We start from the raw sequence: 15,879 nt of genomic DNA on the forward strand, positions 1-15,879 counted from the left end.
AACAATGTAATTTAATGCAATTGGTATTAGTTTAACGTGTTTGTATTATTTAAAAAGTGTTTTTAACGCTTACTAGCCACTGTACTGAGTCTACGTCATCGTAGCTATCAACTGGGGCGGCAATATCAATGTGGATCATGGTTCCTGAATTTGCACGACTCGGTGCTAAACGAAGACCCACGCCTATATTTTTTAATACATGTGCGTTTTCGCCATTATCTTTATCGTTAAACCATGCTCTGCCCACATCTACAAAAGCTGCGCCACCCACTTTAAATAGTTGTAGTAAATCGTACTCCCAGTAATAGCGCTTTTCTAGATTAACTAAAAAGCTGCGGTCGCCATGTTGATAATCCATAGGGTAACCACGCAGGCCTGTTTCGCCGCCTAAAGTAAGTTGTTGATCAGCAGTAAGGTTTTTGGCGTATTGCACCCGGGCTTTAACATACCAAGATTGGTCTTCACTGGTATTTAAATAATATTGTACTTGGCTAGTGGCCATAAAGTTTTCGAGTTTTTTCTGTTCTTTATTCCAATAGCCATCAATATCAGCACTAAAACGCCATAAGGTATTATCGTTAGTAAAGTGGGCTTTTTTAAAGTTAAAAGAATACACCGCGCGGCTGTCGTCATTACTTAATGATTCGTCTGAATAGCCAATTAAGCTTTTAATATTCCAACCTAAGTTTAAATCCTCAGTGCGAGATATACTGTCAAAATTGCGTACTTTTATGTAGTTATCTTCAAACCAATGGCCGCTTATAAAGGGATAACTTAAACTTCTGTCATCGGCAAGTGGTGCAAATGTAGTGTCTATAGCTTCAAAGGTATGCTGCTCGTCGGTATAACCTAAGGTTAAGCGTTGGGTCCAATTATTATTAAGCGCTTTAGAGTGTCCTATAAATGCACGGTTTAAATCGGTAGTTTGATCAAATTCGCTAAACTCTTCGCCGCGTTTATATAGTGACTCTTCGCGCTGCTCAGAATAGCTTAAAATACCGTAACTAAAAGGGGTGTCTATCGCGTAAAATGGGTAGGTTAGCTCAAGTAAATGGCGCTTGCCATCGCTGTTATCAGCGTACTCTAAACGGCCGCGGTAGCGAGTAGATAAAATATTAGGATCGTCGTAAACAAATAAATAACCGCTACGATCGCTGTCGGTCGTGCGTGACAACGAAAGGCGCTTCCCCCAACCAAGCAGGTTTGATTCTCTAAAACCTATACTCGATTTATTTTCTCCGCCGCTACGGCTAAAGTTTACTTCAGGTAAAAGTGTCCATAAATCACGGGTAACCACTTCTACATTAACGTCACCGTCGCAGTTTTCGATTGCACTAATTTGTGCATCATATAAGTAGCTTTCTTTACGAAGTAGGCGCTCAGACTCTGCAAGCTTTTTAGCATCGTACTTGTCACCAGGGGAGAATAATAAAAGGTTATTAATGACATCGGGTTCTGTTTGAATATGAGCGCGGTTAGCAAATCGGAATAGGGCATTATTTTCCTCTTCAAGCTCAGTATTAAATACATTAAGTTGCTTGAGCTTTATTGAGGCTATTTTAGCGTTACTATTACTGTGCGTGAGGGTTGTTTTGTCTTGAACTTCTCGGCGTAAGTTTTTATTTGTGCTTAAATCTGTCTGTTCTACAAGGCAGTTATCAGTTTTCGTTGAAGATTGTTGTGCGAATGCATTAGGCACATAAAAGCTTAAAACCGTTAAGCTAATACAACATTGTGCTATCCATTTCTTATTCACCATTAAACCTCTTTACTGCTACGTAGCAAATGACTATCGTAATATCAGCTTACATCATTGTTATTATAATGTAAGTAAAAGGTATGGATTTTGAAACTAATTAATTGTTACTCATATTCACTTATGTTAATAACCAACCTGGTTTAGAACCGCCTGTGGGCGGGATATTAAAAGCTAACTTAAATAAAATGCTAAAGCGGCTAATAAGTGCTCAGCTTCATGGCCTTCGGCATTAATCCAAATACTTTGGCTGTAATGCTCATAGTTTAAATTAAAGGTCTGCTGATTATAGGTAAAGCGAACTTGATGGCGATCGGCGCCTGCAGAATACTCATTGAGTGTTACATCGTCTGAGTGCAAAAAGAGTGTGCTCCACAGTTCAAAGTCTTCATCGTGTGGAGGCTCGACTGGTGTAATTAAAATGTATTTATGGGCGTGGTCATATTCTATTTGGGTCATAACATTCTTAATTTGTAGCTAGGTAATTGCGAATTGCAGTTAAAAATTCGCCGCCGTACTTATTTAACTTAGTAAAACCCACACCCGACACTTTTAAAAATTCACTGTCGTTTGTTGGCATAAGCTGCGCCATTTCGGCTAATGTTTTATCATTAAATACCACATAAGGTGGTACATCATCGGCATCAGCAAGTTCTTTACGTAGTGCGCGCAGGCGAGCAAACAGTTTTTTGTCGTAATTAAATTGTGCTAATTTATCTTGATAAACGTGTTTGGCTTGCAGGCGTGGCTCGGCTAATTGCAGTGCGTACTCACCTTTTAAAATTGCACGCGCGGCTTCGGTTAACCTAAGTGACGCACCTTGCGTTATATCTTGGCTAAGTAAGCCTTGATGAATAAGCTGGCGTAAAATACTAAGCCAAAATTCACTGCTTTTATCTTTACCTATGCCGTAAGTGCTTAGCTCATGATGATTGTTATCGCGTATGCGGCTAGTATTTGCACCACGTAGTAATTCAACAATGTACCCAAGACCAAAGCGCTGGTCAGCTCTATACACACAAGAAAGCGCTTGTTGGGCAACTAATGTACCGTCAAAGCTTTTAGGTGGATTTAGACAAATATCGCAGTTACCACAAGGTTCGCGTTGATATTCACTAAAATAGTTAAGCAATATTTGCCGACGACACGTTTGTGCTTCTGCAAAGCTTGCCATTGCGTTAAAGCGTTGTTCTTCTACACGGCGGCGTTGCTCGTCGTCTATGTCTTCAAAAAAGCGTCTTACACGGCCAATATCAGCTGGGTCAAAATACATTATGGCTTCTGCGGCAAGTCCATCTCGCCCAGCACGCCCTGTTTCTTGATAGTACGACTCTATACTTTTTGGAATATCGTAATGCAGTACAAAACGCACGTTAGGCTTGTTTATACCCATACCAAAAGCAACGGTTGCGACCACTATTTGTATATCGTCACGGGCAAAGCCAGTTTGTACAAATTGTCGTTGCTCGTTACTCATACCTGCATGGTAAGCGGCAGCGTTTAGCCCTGCATCTGCAATTTTTTCAGCAATGTCGTCTACGCGTTTACGGCTGGTGCAATAAATAATACCGCTTTGGCTTTTTTGCTCCTTTAGGTAGCGAAGCAATTGCACCATAGGTTTAAATTTTTCTTCTATGGTGTAGCGAATATTGGGGCGATCAAAGCTGCCAGTATGAATATAAGGCTGTTGTAGTTTTAGTTGCTCAACTATATCAAACCGTGTGGCTTTATCGGCAGTTGCAGTGAGCGCCATCATTGGGACATGTGCAAAACGTTGCTTTAATTCGTTTAAGCGAAAGTAATGAGGCCTAAAATCGTGACCCCAATGCGACACACAATGCGCTTCGTCAATGGCAAATAAGCTTACATTTAAATGCGATAAACGCTCTAAAAATTCGCGTTGTAATACTTTTTCAGGTGCCACATATAAAAGCTTAATTTGCCCCTGATGAAGCTGTTGATACACCAATTGCTGCTCTTCTCGCGCTAAGCTGTTATTTACGTAAGCGGCTTTTACCCCAAGTGCTTGTAGTTGACTTACCTGATCTTGCATTAGCGATATGAGCGGAGATATAACAATAGTGACGCCTTCAAGCACTAAAGCGGGTATTTGATAGCAAACCGATTTTCCGCCGCCAGTAGGGAGCAATACAAGCGAGTCTTGGCCGTTAATAGCAGCATCAATCACTGTTTTTTGGCCGTCGCGAAATTCACTGTAGCCAAACACTTGTTTGAGGACAGTTTCGGGTTTACGCACAAGGGTGCTAGAAGGTGGTGTTGATGTATTCATTGGCGGGTATTTTAGTGGTTTTTTAGTGAGATGTCTTTAGCTGAGTTACTTATACCAATCCGCAATACTACTTAATCAATTTGAGGGATCAAATCTGACGCTCGCTGCGTTAAAAATTTCTGATATAGAACAACTAAATAACGAGTTTTTTGCCTTGTTATAGACACTATTTTCTTACCTCCAGATAGATCACTTAATTAAGCTAATTGGTATTAACCTCAACTCTATTGTAAGTAAATTAAACTCTGGTAGTGTTGAAACCGCTAATTAAGATAGATCTGCTTTCTTAAAGTTAGGTTGCTAAGTAAATGATTTAACTAGAACCTCGTAGTTTTGCTTAAGTTATGCTTTACTCATCGTACCAGTTTAAACATAGAGAATAATAATGAATAAAGAAATGTTAATTGAACAAGTGGGCGCATTATTTGTAAATGGCATGCCATTTAACCAGTTTTTACAAATATCGGTTGAGTCGTTGAGCCCTGAACAGGCCAAAATTACGTTTCCGTGGCAGGATGTACTCATTGGTAACCCTGCGCAAAAAATACTGCACGGTGGTGTTATTTCAGCCGTACTTGATAATGTAGGCGGTATGCTCGCTGCAGCAAGCGTGATTGATAAACTCACCGATTTAGATATAGGAAGTGTGCAAACAAAATTAGCCACGCTTGGGACTATCGACTTGCGCACTGATTATTTGCGCCCTGGTAAAGGAGAGAGCTTTACAGCGAGTGCCACACTTATTCGCTCAGGTAATAAAGTATGTGTATGCAGAATGGAATTACATAATGAGCAATCAGTTCAAATTGCTTTTGGGACAGGCACGTATTTAGTTGGATAAAACGTGTATGGGAAGTAAACTAGCGGCCTTTTAAATCACTAAGTGTTTATTATGTCGATTGATACTGAGCAGCGTAAAGGTGCTATTTTTGCTTGTCTTGCTTTTTTTATGTGGGGCCTTGCGCCAATATATTTTAAGTTGATTCAGCATGTTTCTGCCTTTGAAATTTTAATGCATCGGGTTGTTTGGTCGGTTGTATTTTTAGTATTAGTAGTAAGTGTTTTAAAGTATTGGGGTAAAATTAAACGCATTATTGTTCAGCCTAAGCTTTTGCTTATGCTTGTTATTACCTCAACATTACTAGGGTTTAACTGGGGTTTATTTATATGGGCTATAAATAATAACCATATGCTTGATGCGAGTTTGGGCTATTACATAAACCCTCTTTTAAATGTATTACTGGGTATGCTCTTTTTAGGTGAACGCCTGCGTAAGTTTCAAGGTGTAGCAGTGGCACTGGCCTTTACCGGTGTTGTGCTGCAGCTAATTAGTTTTGGCTCGTTTCCGGTAGTGGCATTTTCATTAGCTATATCGTTTGCGCTTTATGGTTTGTTACGTAAAAAACTACCCGTTGAAGCCTTGCCTGGCATTTTACTCGAAGCACTTATATTACTGCCTGTTGCACTCATTTATTGGTGGTTAATGGTGCCTACAACAACATCAAGCCTGCCAGCTAACGATTGGCATACTAATGCATTACTGATTAGTGCAGGTATTGTAACTACATTACCATTGCTGTGTTTTACCGGCGCCGCTAAGCGTTTGCAATACACTACATTAGGCTTTTTTCAGTATATTGGGCCAAGCCTAATGTTTATATTGGCAGTGGTGTTTTACGGTGAAGTGTTTGACGCTGAGAGATTAGTAACGTTTGCATGTATTTGGAGTGCGCTAGCTATTTTTAGTTGGGATTCTTACAATCAATCACGCAAACGTAAAAAAGCGGCTATTACAGCCGCTGAAGTATAATTAACCTAATAGAGCTGTTAGCTAACTACTTTATTACGACCAGATTCTTTAGCGTCGTAAAGCTTTAAATCGGCCTGTTTTAATAATTCATCAATTTGATAAACAGGTCCATCTGCAAAACCAATAGATATAGTAAATTTGATTTTTTCTTTACTAAACTCTTGGCTATTCGCCTCTATAAAGTACCTAAAACCTTCAAGTCTTCTTAGTGCTTCTTGTTTATCCGCATTTGCAAAGTAAACGGCAAACTCTTCGCCACCTAAGCGGGCCACTAAATACTTTTTAAAATATTTGCTAAAGCAAATGGAGAGCCCTTTTAATACTTCGTCGCCTACATCATGCCCGTGAGTGTCATTAATTATTTTAAAATGGTCAATATCAAGCATGGCTAGCGCTCCTGAACCTTGCTTATTTTTAATCTTTTTGAGTGATTTGTTTGTTTCTTCAAAAAAGTAACGACGATTAGGTAGATTAGTTAGGTAATCGGTGTTGGCTTGGCGTTTAATTGTGGCTATTTGTTCTAGCATATCGACGTTTTGGCTAAGCCTGCAGTAAAACTCTTCACTATTAAAAGGTTTATGTAAATAATCGTTTGCGCCATTTTTTAAAAATAAACTAGAAAGCCCTACAGAGTCAGAGCCCGAAATACCAATAATGGCTTTTTCGTCATTGCTATATAAGCGGCGAATTTCGCTACATAACTCATCACCATTCATGTTTGGCATTTCGTTATCAGTAATGATGACTGAAATGTCGGGTGAACTTTCGAGCATCTTTAATGCTTCTTGTCCGTCTTGTGCTTCAATAATTTGATATTTGTGACGAACTAACAAGCTGCAAATGTATCGTCGAGTCGATTTAGAATCATCAACAACGAGTACTTTTACATTTTCATTGCGAGGTAAGCGGTGTAATTGTTTTTCTAGGTATTGGTAAGCTTGTTTGTTTTCTTTAATGATGTAATCGATGATTGGGTATTTTTCGACGGTGTCGCGGGTTTTTTTATCAATATTACCCGTCATTACAATAGTTGGGATATCAGCATTAACAGTGCAGGGTACTGCTTCACCTGATGGGGCATCAGGTAATATAAAGTCAACTACAGCGCAAAAGTAGCTATTTTTACTTATAAGCTCTTTTGTTTGTGCTAATGACTCTGCTATATCAACTTCATAGCCTGCTTTAAGCGCGATGTGCTTTTGCACTCGCGCCATTGCAGGTGTATCTTCAACTATTAGTATTTTTCGCGTCACGGAACAACCCTGTTTATATTTTGCAAAAATATTTGCTTATACAAGTTGTAACTGTTAAAACGCAAAAAAGCAAATAACTTAAGTACTTACAGATTATCCGCTTCTGAATAATACTCTTGGCTAATCGGTGCTGGCCCTGACATTTTTGAGCGGCCAAATAAAGTATGAAACTTAGTTTTGCAGGTCGTTAGCTTTAAGTATTTTACCCAAGCACGTTCGATTGGGTTAGTAGGTTCTTGTGAGCCAGTTACTACTGCTACAAACTGTTCTTGATGTTCGTTTTGCGGCTCAATTGTTTTGCTATATAAGCCTCTTAAAACAACACCATGTTGTTCTAATATACTGGCTTCTAATAAGGTGAAGTTTCCGCTGCGGCTAAAACCACGTGGAAAATTCTGATCATCATAAAATTGACGTTGGCTAACAAATGCTTGGCGTAGTAATGAAATGTTATTGCTCATAGCTTTATCCTCATACCCTATTAATTAGCTGGAGTATGATGCAAGTTTGGCAATTTATTAAACAAATTATTTTTATCGTGAGGATAAAAAATTGGATATCGATTTATTAAAAACATTTGTTGAAGTAGTGCGTACGCGTCACTTTGGTAAAGCGGCCGAAAACCTTTATATTACGCAGTCTGCAGTGAGCTTTAGAATTCGCCAATTAGAGCAAGGGCTTGGTGTTAATTTGTTTATTCGCCAGCGTAATAATATTCAACTTACAGCACCTGGCGAGCGCTTATTACCGCACGCACAAATGATTATTACGGGCATGCAGCGCGCCAAAGTAGATGTTGCACTTGCCGACAATATGCATAAGCAAATTAGCTTAGCAGGAACGCCTAATATTTGGGATGCTTTTTTACAGTTTGGTATAACAAATATTGTATCGGCGATGCCGGGCGTGTCGTTGGTTGCAGAAGTTAAAGCACAACAAGAGAGCACTCGACTTTTATTAGAGCGTACTCTCGATTTGGCAATATTATTTGATCCACCAAAAGTAGATGAATTAGTGGTAGAGCGAATTTGTGAGTTGCCAATCATTCCAGTAAGCGGATACGACACCGCAACGAACGAAAACTTTTTTGATAATCAATATGTGTATGTGGATTGGGGAACTACTTTTTCTCTTTGGCATGCGCGTCAGTTTACAGGAAAAACGCCACCTTACTTTAGAACCAGCACGGGACGTATTGCACTTGATTTAATACTGCAATGTGGTGGTAGTGCATTTATACCTCAAGTATTGGTTGAAGGGCATTTAGAAAAAGGTGAGTTGTTTCATGTTAAAGGGGTAGAAAACACCTCAAGAGACGTATTTATTGCGTATCACAGAGACAACGAGCAAAAAGAGCTAATAGAAACCTTAGTTAATTTACTTTCGCAAATGACGCCAAGCTTGTCATTAAAGCAAGATAAGTAAGTACGACCACTTACTAGGCTTTCATGTTATTTTGATTTCACATTTAATGCATTTTTATTAACAAAAAAAGACATTAATATTTCCGTTGTAATATTACTGTCATTTAGGAATGACAAAATGCAGCAGTTTTGAAAATTAGTCTTTTGTGATTATCCAAGGAAATAACATGAAATTTGTAAAATCGAGCTTATGCTTAGCACTATTAAGTGGTTTATCTTTTAATGCACTTGCCGACGTAGACATTTACGGTAAAGCGAATGTAACAGTGCAATCATCTGATGATGGCGAAGGGTCTTTTACCGAGATAAAAAGTAATGCATCTCGTCTTGGTGTTAAAGGTTCTGAAAAAATAAATGATAGTTTAGAAGCGGTATATAAGTTTGAGTTTCAAGTTGATGTGTCTGATGCTGATTCAAAAGGCGATAACGACGACAATATTTCTGCGCGTAACCAATATGTTGGTTTAAAAGGTGCGTTTGGTCAGGTTGTAATTGGTCGTAACGATACTGCGCTTAAGCAATCTCAAGGTAAGTTAGATTTATTTAACGATCTTGAAGGCGACATTAAAAATGTATTTAAAGGTGAAAACCGCTTAGGAAATACAGTTAGTTATTCATCAAACTCATACGAAGGCTTTAAAGTACTTGCTACTTTTGTAGCTGAAGATGATGTAGACGCTGATAACGGTTACTCAATGGCGGTTACTTACGGCGACGTGGCACTTAAAAAGAGCGCTGTATATGCCTCGATTGCAGCCGATAGTGAAGTAAATGGCTACGATGTAGTGCGTGCATCAATCCAAGGTAAAGTTGAAAACTTTAAATTGGGCGCAATGTACCAAACACAAGAAGCAGTAGATGGCAGCGCAGAAGCGGATGGTTACCTATTAAATGCAGCTTACAGCATGGGTAACAACACATTTAAAGTGCAATACCAAGACATGGACTTTGACGACAGCGACGATAAGTCAGCAATATCAGTTGGTCTTGATCACAAATTAAATAAAAACATTAAAGTATTTGGCTTTTACTCAAGCTTCGACATGGACAACAACGTTGACCAAGACTACGTAGGCTTAGGTATGGAATACAAGTTTTAACTATTCGCTAAATTAGTTAAAACACTCCCTTTTTAACCGCGCTCTTTTGAGTGCGGTTTTTTTTGCTTTAAATTATTTACTTAGCCGCCCATAATAGAGCTTCATTTGGAATGAGGTGCGAGTCCTCGACTGTTCCCGCAACTGTAAGCAGCTGAGCTGTAAGTCAGATACAAATGGTATAATACCAATTTTATTAAAAACATGATCTTTCTAGCGAATTAAATAACTTACTAACTTTGTTCAAAATTATTCATATATAACAACTATATGTCATAATTTCGCCTTGTTATTAAGCTATTTATTTGTCGCTATAATAGCTTACTAATTTAATGCAATTGGTATGAATTTTTTTAACGAGCGGGTTTACTCATTTTTTCTTGTAGTGCATTAGTATTTTTATCGCATTTTTAGTGAGTTTAACCTAGGGTCTGCTGATCTTTGCGGATTAAAATTTGTTCAAACTAGGGGCTATTTAATCGCGGCGCGAGGTTTGTAACCTAGTGGGCTAAGTAAAAACCGAGCAACAAAGAGTAAATAGCCCCTAGGAAGAACCCTTTGGGCAGCGCCTGTTTGGCATTAATGCTACGTTATCGCCCATTTATGGGGAATAACCACACTACATAGGCTCTGCCTTGCCTAAATACCAAACAGACTGTTGCAAATTTAACCTTGAAAGATCAACAGACCCTAGCCTAGGACTGACTATTGCACACTCAAACGCCATTAAATACACCATTACTAAACGTTAAAAACGTATCGTGGGGTATTGGCAATAAAACGATTCTAAAAAAAATAAACCTTAAAATAACCACAGGTAAATTTGTTGGCTTAATTGGTCCCAATGGCGCAGGTAAATCGAGCTTATTGCGTTGTTTATATCGTTTTAATAAACCTAGTGATGGCGTTGTAGAATTTAACAACACCGACATTTGGCAGCTAAAAAGCGATGAGTACGCAAAAAAAGTAGCGGTTGTTTTACAAGAAACCCCGTCGCAATTTAACTTAAGCGTATTTGATGTTATTGCGCTTGGGCTAACGCCTCATAAATCGCTATTTAGCTCAATAACTAACATTGATAAACAAAAAATCATTCAAGCAATCAATACAGTCGGGTTGGTAGATCATAGTGATCAAAGCTTTGATTCGCTCTCAGGCGGTGAAAAGCAACGTGCCTTGATAGCCCGCGCCATAGTCCAGCAACCTCAGCTGTTAATAATGGATGAGCCAACTAGCCATTTAGATGTTAAATACCAAATACAGGTAATGGAGCTTGCTAAATCGTTGGGTGTAACGGTGTTTGCATCGTTTCATGATTTAAACTTAGCCTCTGCAATGTGCGATGAACTAGTGGTTATTAAAAATGGTGAAATTACGCATTCAGGCGCGCCAAGTGAGGTATTAACCGAAAACATGCTAGGTGAGGTTTTTGGTGTCTGCGCCCAAGTAAATAACCACCCGCAAATATCGAAGTCGGGAAATAGCATTCCTCATATCACTTACTTTTATGGTTACAAATAATATGAGCACTGTTAATACTCGCCAATCACTTGCGCTATTTATAAGTGCTGCAGCTGCTTTATTTAGCTTATTTGCAGCACTTAGTTTTGGCGCAGCAGATACCTCACTACAAGATGTACTTAATAGTTTTTTGCTCTCAAATGATGCGTCTTTTAATACGCGTATTATTTTTGAACTAAGAATGCCACGCACATTACTCGCCTTTTTAGCAGGCTCTGGCTTAGCCATTGCGGGGCTTATTTTGCAAACGGTAACGCGCAACCCCCTAGCCGACCCTTACTTATTTGGTATATCGTCGGGTGCCTCATTTGGCGTGGTGTTACTTATGGCGCTAGCAGGTATTAGTGCAGGTTTTATGTTATCGGCAGCAGCATTATTAGGTAGCTTACTCGCTATGAGTTTATTAATTCTTATTGCAGGTAGGCAGCAAAGTGCACAGGTAGAATCAATGCTATTAGCTGGCGTTGCTCTGTCGTTTTTATTTAGTGCGTTTACCAGCTTGTTGCTTTATTGGAGTGACCCTCAGGCGGTAGCCGCTATTTTATTTTGGACACTGGGCAGCTTTGCTCGTGCGCAGTGGGCTACGCTTTGGTTGCCTTTATTGGTAATTACATTGTGTACGTTTGTAATGCTGAGCTTTAGAAGACAACTCAATGCCATGTTACTTGGCGATGAAAGCGCAATTACATTAGGTGTCAGGGTCCAGCGCTTTAGAATACTCATGCTGGTTTTAAGCTCATTAATTACCGCAGTGCTGGTGGCTATGTGTGGTGGTATTGGGTTTGTAGGATTAATGGTACCGCACATTGTGCGCTTTTTTATCTCCCAAGGCACCATCGCGGGATTGCTAGTAACCAGCTTAGTGGGCGGTACATTTATGGTGTGGGTTGATGTACTTTCGCGCTCCTTACTAAAAAATCAAGAGCTGCCTGTAGGCGTTATTACCGCTGCTATTGGTAGTGTGTTCTTTTTAAGTTTATTATTTTTTAGAAAGCGAAAGGTGTAACTCCATGAAAACCTTAATGGTGCAAGGCACTACATCAGATGCTGGTAAAAGCACCCTAGTTGCAGCCCTTTGCAGAGTGTTTACAAAGCGCGGAGTAAAGGTAGCGCCTTTTAAACCACAAAATATGGCACTTAATAGCGCAGTAACAAAAGATGGCGGCGAAATTGGTCGTGCGCAAGCCTTGCAAGCAATAGCAGCTAAAGTAGAGCCCGAAATAGATTTTAATCCCATATTGCTTAAACCTAATAGCGATACCGGCGCACAAGTGATTATTCACGGAAAAGCCATTAGTAATATGGAAGCGGGCAAATATCACGACTATAAAAAAGTGGCGATGGATGCAGTAATTACCTCACATAACCGCTTAGCTAAACGCTTTGATTTACTCCTTGTTGAAGGGGCTGGCAGCCCCGCTGAAATAAACCTGCGTGAAAACGATATTGCCAATATGGGTTACGCCGAAGAGGTAGATTGCCCCGTTATTATTATTGCCGATATAGATAAAGGCGGTGTGTTTACACATTTGGTAGGTACACTTGCTTTGCTAAGCGAGTCAGAACAAGCGCGCGTAAAAGGCTTTGTTATAAACCGCTTTAGAGGCGATATAGGTTTGCTGCAAGGTGGGCTTGATTGGCTTGAAGAGTACACAAACAAACCCGTACTTGGCGTATTACCTTATTTGCACGACCTCGCGCTTGATGCTGAAGACGCCGTCGCAATTGATAATAACGTAACCAACGCCACAATTAATATTGCAGTGCTGCTTGTACCACACATTAGTAACCATACTGATTTTGATGCACTGCGCCTGCACCCAAACATTAATATAAATTATGTGCGCCACACGCAAACGATCCCAGACGTTGATCTGATAATTCTCCCAGGCAGTAAAAATGTGCTGGGCGATTTAACCTTTTTGAAAAATGAAGGCTGGGACACTCAAATTAAGCGCCACTTACGCTATGGTGGCAAAGTACTTGGCATTTGTGGCGGCATGCAAATGCTGGGCAATACGCTCAACGATCCCGATGGTATTGAGTCATCATTAAAGCAAGTAAATGGGCTTGCTCTATGCGACTTTGAAACCACGCTAACAGCGCAAAAAGTATTAACTAAAATAACCGCTACACTGCTTTTAAATAACCAACAAACACCGTGTAGTGGTTACGAAATACATGCAGGAATTAGCCAAGGTGCAGCGCTTAATAAGCCGTTTATAACCTTTAATAAAAACCACCCAAATGGCTTTAAAACAGATGGCTTTATTAGCGATGATAATGCCATTGCAGGCACCTATTTACATGGCTTGTTTGATGAAGCCGATGCTACATCGCAAATTTTAAAATGGGTAAAACCAGGCGCCTCAATTAATCCAATTAGTATTGCCACTCATCGCGAGCAGCAGTTAGAACGATTAGCAACCATGTGCGAAACGCATTTAAATATACAGCAAATTATCTCGATTTATGAAGGGCACAATAATGACTGAACAAAACAACGATAAACACCAAAAACGCCAACAAAAAGTAAAAGAACAAGTGGATGCGCGTGTTGCTGCAGCACAAGATGTAAAAGGTATTTTTCAGGTTATTACGGGTAATGGTAAAGGTAAATCAACCTCAGGTTTTGGCGTTGTAGCTCGCTGTGTTGGGCATGGTAAAAAAGCAGCCGTTTGCCAATATATTAAAGGTACTTGGGAATGTGGCGAGCGTAATTTATTACAAGGTGCAGGCGTTGAGTTTGTTGTAATGAACACCGGTTTTACCTGGGATACGCAAAATAAAGAAGCCGATACCGCAGCCGCGCAAGCAACATGGCAAGAGTCAAAACGCATGCTTGCTGATAGCAGTATTGATTTAGTATTACTCGATGAGCTTACGTATATGGTGACCTACGGCTACGTTGATTTAGATGAAGTAGTAACAGCGCTTAATAACCGCCCGCCAATGCAGTCAGTTATTATTACCGGGCGTGCAGCGCACCGTACTTTAACCGACCTTGCCGACACCGTAAGCGAAGTACGTAATGTAAAACACGCATTCGACTCAGGCATAAAAGCGCTCGAAGGGTTTGATTACTAATGTTTAAAGCGTTTTTTATTGGGCTGCTGCTTTTTAGTGTATCGGGCAGTGCACTTGCAGAGCAGACCAAGGATTCTAAAAAACTGCGAATAATCGCGCTTGCACCACATATAGTCGAAAACCTATTTGCCATAGGGGCGGGCGATAATATTGTGGGCACGGTTGATTACGCCGACTACCCAAGTGAAGCCCAAAGTATTGAGCGCATAGGGGGTTATTACGGCATCTCGCTTGAAAAAGTATTGGCGCTTAAACCCGACTTAGTAATTGCGTGGAAAAGCGGAAATCAAAGCGAAGATTTAGCCCAAATAGAGCGCCTTGGCATAAAAGTATATTTAAGTAACCCGACCACAATCGCTGGTGTAGCCGACGAGTTACTTACTTTTGGTGAATTTACAGGGAACATTAAGCAAAGCCAGCAAGCGGCAAATGCATTTAAACATAAGCTAAATGGTATTGTTAAAAGCCAGCAAGATAAAAAAAATATTACCGGGTTTTATCAGTTATGGGCTGAGCCCATGATGACAGTAAGTAAAAATACATGGATAAGCCAACTGATTGAAACATGCCATGTAAGTAATGTATTTGCACAGAGCGTTACAGATTACCCACAAATTAGTATCGAAAATGTCATTGTTACTAAGCCACAAGTTATTATTATCCCTGATGAAAAATCAAAAACACCACAGCCGGTTGTTAATTGGCAAAAATGGCCAGAAGTGCCAGCAGTTAAAAATGATCAATTTATTAGCGTAAATGCTGATTTATTACATCGTTTTACTCCGCGGATGCTAGATGGACTCGCGGATATGTGTGATAAAATAGACGCATCACGTAAACAGATTAAGAGTACACAATGAGCGATTGGGCTACATTTTTAGAAAGTGAATTACAGCAACCTTACATGCAGGAAACGTTAGAGTATGTGGCTAATCGCCGCAATGAAGGTGTTGCTGTTTATCCGCCTGAACCTCAAGTATTTAGTGCTTTTGATGCCACAGCACTAAATGACATCCGCGTTGTAATTTTAGGACAAGACCCATACCACGGAGAAGGGCAAGCGCATGGCTTGTGTTTTTCGGTATTGCCTGATGTAAAAAAGCTGCCGCCGTCGCTTAAAAATATGTACAAAGAGTTAGCTACCGATATCAGCGGTTTTGCTGTTCCTGAACACGGGTACCTGCAAAGTTGGGCAGATCAGGGTGTATTTCTACTCAATACAGTATTGACCGTTGAGCAAGGGCAAGCGCATTCTCACAAGCATTTAGGATGGGAGCAATTTACCGATAATGTAATAGCGCATATTAATAAGCACTGCGAAGGTGTGGTATTTATTTTATGGGGTGCACATGCACAAAAAAAAGGTAAAGGCATAGATAGCGCTCGCCATCATATTTTAAAAGGGCCGCACCCATCGCCGCTTTCGGCGCATAGAGGCTTTTTTGGCTGTCAGCATTTTTCAAAAACGAATGAGCTATTACTAGCTCAAGATGAAAAACTGATTAACTGGCAGGTGTAAATAACCTGATGTAATGGTCTCCTCCCTATACGGCATCTATGTGCCATGATTAAAGTGGTTACAATAATCAAAGGGAGAAGACCAAAATGAAGATTACAACAATTGGTTTAGATATAGCAAAA

General features: G+C 40.0%; 15 protein-coding genes and 1 riboswitch. Of the genes, 10 read left to right on the forward strand and 5 right to left on the reverse strand.

Features of this window, described 5'->3' with window-relative positions; all coding sequences use genetic code 11:
* Positions 1–49: 49 nt before the first annotated feature.
* The 3 genes from I6F43_RS10630 to recQ all read right to left on the reverse strand — a co-directional run bounded on the left by I6F43_RS10630 (position 50) and on the right by recQ (position 4,046).
* Positions 50–1,759 (reverse strand): ShlB/FhaC/HecB family hemolysin secretion/activation protein, encoded by a 1,710-nt coding sequence (locus tag I6F43_RS10630; protein WP_024609055.1) that lies wholly within the window; start codon positions 1,757–1,759, stop codon positions 50–52.
* A gap of 171 nt (positions 1,760–1,930) precedes the next feature.
* Complete coding sequence (locus tag I6F43_RS10635; protein ID WP_007583724.1) at positions 1,931–2,215, reverse strand: DUF3630 family protein; 285 nt, start codon at positions 2,213–2,215, stop codon at positions 1,931–1,933.
* Between the two features lie 7 nt (positions 2,216–2,222).
* Complete coding sequence (recQ, locus tag I6F43_RS10640) at positions 2,223–4,046, reverse strand: DNA helicase RecQ (protein ID WP_010553279.1); 1,824 nt, start codon at positions 4,044–4,046, stop codon at positions 2,223–2,225.
* A 385-nt stretch (positions 4,047–4,431) separates the two neighbouring features.
* On the opposite strand from recQ, the gene I6F43_RS10645 reads away from it, so the two are divergent.
* Both I6F43_RS10645 and rarD read left to right on the forward strand, forming a co-directional pair.
* Positions 4,432–4,887: a thioesterase family protein gene (locus I6F43_RS10645; protein ID WP_007583728.1), complete on the forward strand. Its 456-nt coding sequence runs from the start codon at positions 4,432–4,434 to the stop codon at positions 4,885–4,887.
* Positions 4,888–4,938: 51 nt separating this feature from the next.
* Positions 4,939–5,856, forward strand: a complete 918-nt coding sequence (rarD, locus tag I6F43_RS10650) for an EamA family transporter RarD (RefSeq protein ID WP_007583730.1) — start codon at positions 4,939–4,941, stop codon at positions 5,854–5,856.
* A 17-nt stretch (positions 5,857–5,873) separates the two neighbouring features.
* Here rarD and I6F43_RS10655 read toward each other — a convergent pair whose 3' ends face one another.
* Complete coding sequence (locus I6F43_RS10655; protein ID WP_197102203.1) at positions 5,874–7,109, reverse strand: diguanylate cyclase; 1,236 nt, start codon at positions 7,107–7,109, stop codon at positions 5,874–5,876.
* A gap of 86 nt (positions 7,110–7,195) precedes the next feature.
* Positions 7,196–7,570, reverse strand: coding sequence for a DUF413 domain-containing protein (locus I6F43_RS10660; RefSeq protein WP_007583734.1), 375 nt, complete (start codon positions 7,568–7,570; stop codon positions 7,196–7,198).
* 91 nt (positions 7,571–7,661) lie between these two features.
* Here I6F43_RS10660 and I6F43_RS10665 point away from each other — a divergent pair, with 91 nt between their 5' ends.
* The 8 genes from I6F43_RS10665 to ung all read left to right on the forward strand — a co-directional run bounded on the left by I6F43_RS10665 (position 7,662) and on the right by ung (position 15,757).
* Positions 7,662–8,534: a LysR family transcriptional regulator gene (locus I6F43_RS10665; protein WP_007583736.1), complete on the forward strand. Its 873-nt coding sequence runs from the start codon at positions 7,662–7,664 to the stop codon at positions 8,532–8,534.
* 166 nt (positions 8,535–8,700) lie between these two features.
* Positions 8,701–9,633 carry a porin gene (locus I6F43_RS10670; RefSeq protein WP_024590705.1) on the forward strand — a complete coding sequence of 311 codons (933 nt, stop codon included), beginning with the start codon at positions 8,701–8,703 and terminating at the stop codon, positions 9,631–9,633.
* A gap of 43 nt (positions 9,634–9,676) precedes the next feature.
* Positions 9,677–9,826: riboswitch (cobalamin riboswitch) on the forward strand.
* Between the two features lie 512 nt (positions 9,827–10,338).
* Positions 10,339–11,151 carry an ABC transporter ATP-binding protein gene (locus I6F43_RS10675; RefSeq protein ID WP_197102205.1) on the forward strand — a complete coding sequence of 271 codons (813 nt, stop codon included), beginning with the start codon at positions 10,339–10,341 and terminating at the stop codon, positions 11,149–11,151.
* Between the two features lies 1 nt (position 11,152).
* Complete coding sequence (locus tag I6F43_RS10680) at positions 11,153–12,157, forward strand: FecCD family ABC transporter permease (RefSeq protein ID WP_197102206.1); 1,005 nt, start codon at positions 11,153–11,155, stop codon at positions 12,155–12,157.
* A 4-nt stretch (positions 12,158–12,161) separates the two neighbouring features.
* Entirely contained in the window at positions 12,162–13,646 is a 1,485-nt protein-coding gene (locus I6F43_RS10685) for a cobyric acid synthase (RefSeq protein WP_197102207.1), read from the forward strand.
* Entirely contained in the window at positions 13,639–14,238 is a 600-nt protein-coding gene (gene cobO, locus I6F43_RS10690) for a cob(I)yrinic acid a,c-diamide adenosyltransferase (RefSeq protein WP_170072474.1), read from the forward strand. The genes I6F43_RS10685 and cobO overlap by 8 nt, the downstream gene beginning before the upstream one ends.
* The gene (locus I6F43_RS10695; protein WP_197102208.1) at positions 14,238–15,098 is read left to right on the forward strand and encodes a cobalamin-binding protein; all 861 of its coding nucleotides are present in this window, start codon (positions 14,238–14,240) and stop codon (positions 15,096–15,098) included. The genes cobO and I6F43_RS10695 overlap by 1 nt, the downstream gene beginning before the upstream one ends.
* Complete coding sequence (gene ung, locus I6F43_RS10700; protein WP_197102209.1) at positions 15,095–15,757, forward strand: uracil-DNA glycosylase; 663 nt, start codon at positions 15,095–15,097, stop codon at positions 15,755–15,757. Before I6F43_RS10695 ends, ung begins: the two co-directional genes overlap by 4 nt.
* The last annotated feature ends 122 nt before the right edge of the window (positions 15,758–15,879 follow it).

The organism is Pseudoalteromonas sp. NZS71_1 (assembly GCF_015864305.1).
GTDB lineage: Bacteria > Pseudomonadota > Gammaproteobacteria > Enterobacterales > Alteromonadaceae > Pseudoalteromonas > Pseudoalteromonas arctica.

What these genes read in the sequence shown, in the direction of transcription:
- I6F43_RS10630 (WP_024609055.1), bottom strand. Translation starts at nt 1,759, where the DNA reads ATGGTGAATAAGAAATGGATAGCACAATGTTGTATTAGCTTAACGGTT.
- I6F43_RS10635 (WP_007583724.1), bottom strand. Translation starts at nt 2,215, where the DNA reads ATGACCCAAATAGAATATGACCACGCCCATAAATACATTTTAATTACA.
- recQ (WP_010553279.1), bottom strand. Translation starts at nt 4,046, where the DNA reads ATGAATACATCAACACCACCTTCTAGCACCCTTGTGCGTAAACCCGAA.
- I6F43_RS10645 (WP_007583728.1), top strand. Translation starts at nt 4,432, where the DNA reads ATGAATAAAGAAATGTTAATTGAACAAGTGGGCGCATTATTTGTAAAT.
- rarD (WP_007583730.1), top strand. Translation starts at nt 4,939, where the DNA reads ATGTCGATTGATACTGAGCAGCGTAAAGGTGCTATTTTTGCTTGTCTT.
- I6F43_RS10660 (WP_007583734.1), bottom strand. Translation starts at nt 7,570, where the DNA reads ATGAGCAATAACATTTCATTACTACGCCAAGCATTTGTTAGCCAACGT.
- I6F43_RS10670 (WP_024590705.1), top strand. Translation starts at nt 8,701, where the DNA reads ATGAAATTTGTAAAATCGAGCTTATGCTTAGCACTATTAAGTGGTTTA.
- I6F43_RS10680 (WP_197102206.1), top strand. Translation starts at nt 11,153, where the DNA reads ATGAGCACTGTTAATACTCGCCAATCACTTGCGCTATTTATAAGTGCT.
- I6F43_RS10685 (WP_197102207.1), top strand. Translation starts at nt 12,162, where the DNA reads ATGAAAACCTTAATGGTGCAAGGCACTACATCAGATGCTGGTAAAAGC.
- cobO (WP_170072474.1), top strand. Translation starts at nt 13,639, where the DNA reads ATGACTGAACAAAACAACGATAAACACCAAAAACGCCAACAAAAAGTA.
- I6F43_RS10695 (WP_197102208.1), top strand. Translation starts at nt 14,238, where the DNA reads ATGTTTAAAGCGTTTTTTATTGGGCTGCTGCTTTTTAGTGTATCGGGC.
- ung (WP_197102209.1), top strand. Translation starts at nt 15,095, where the DNA reads ATGAGCGATTGGGCTACATTTTTAGAAAGTGAATTACAGCAACCTTAC.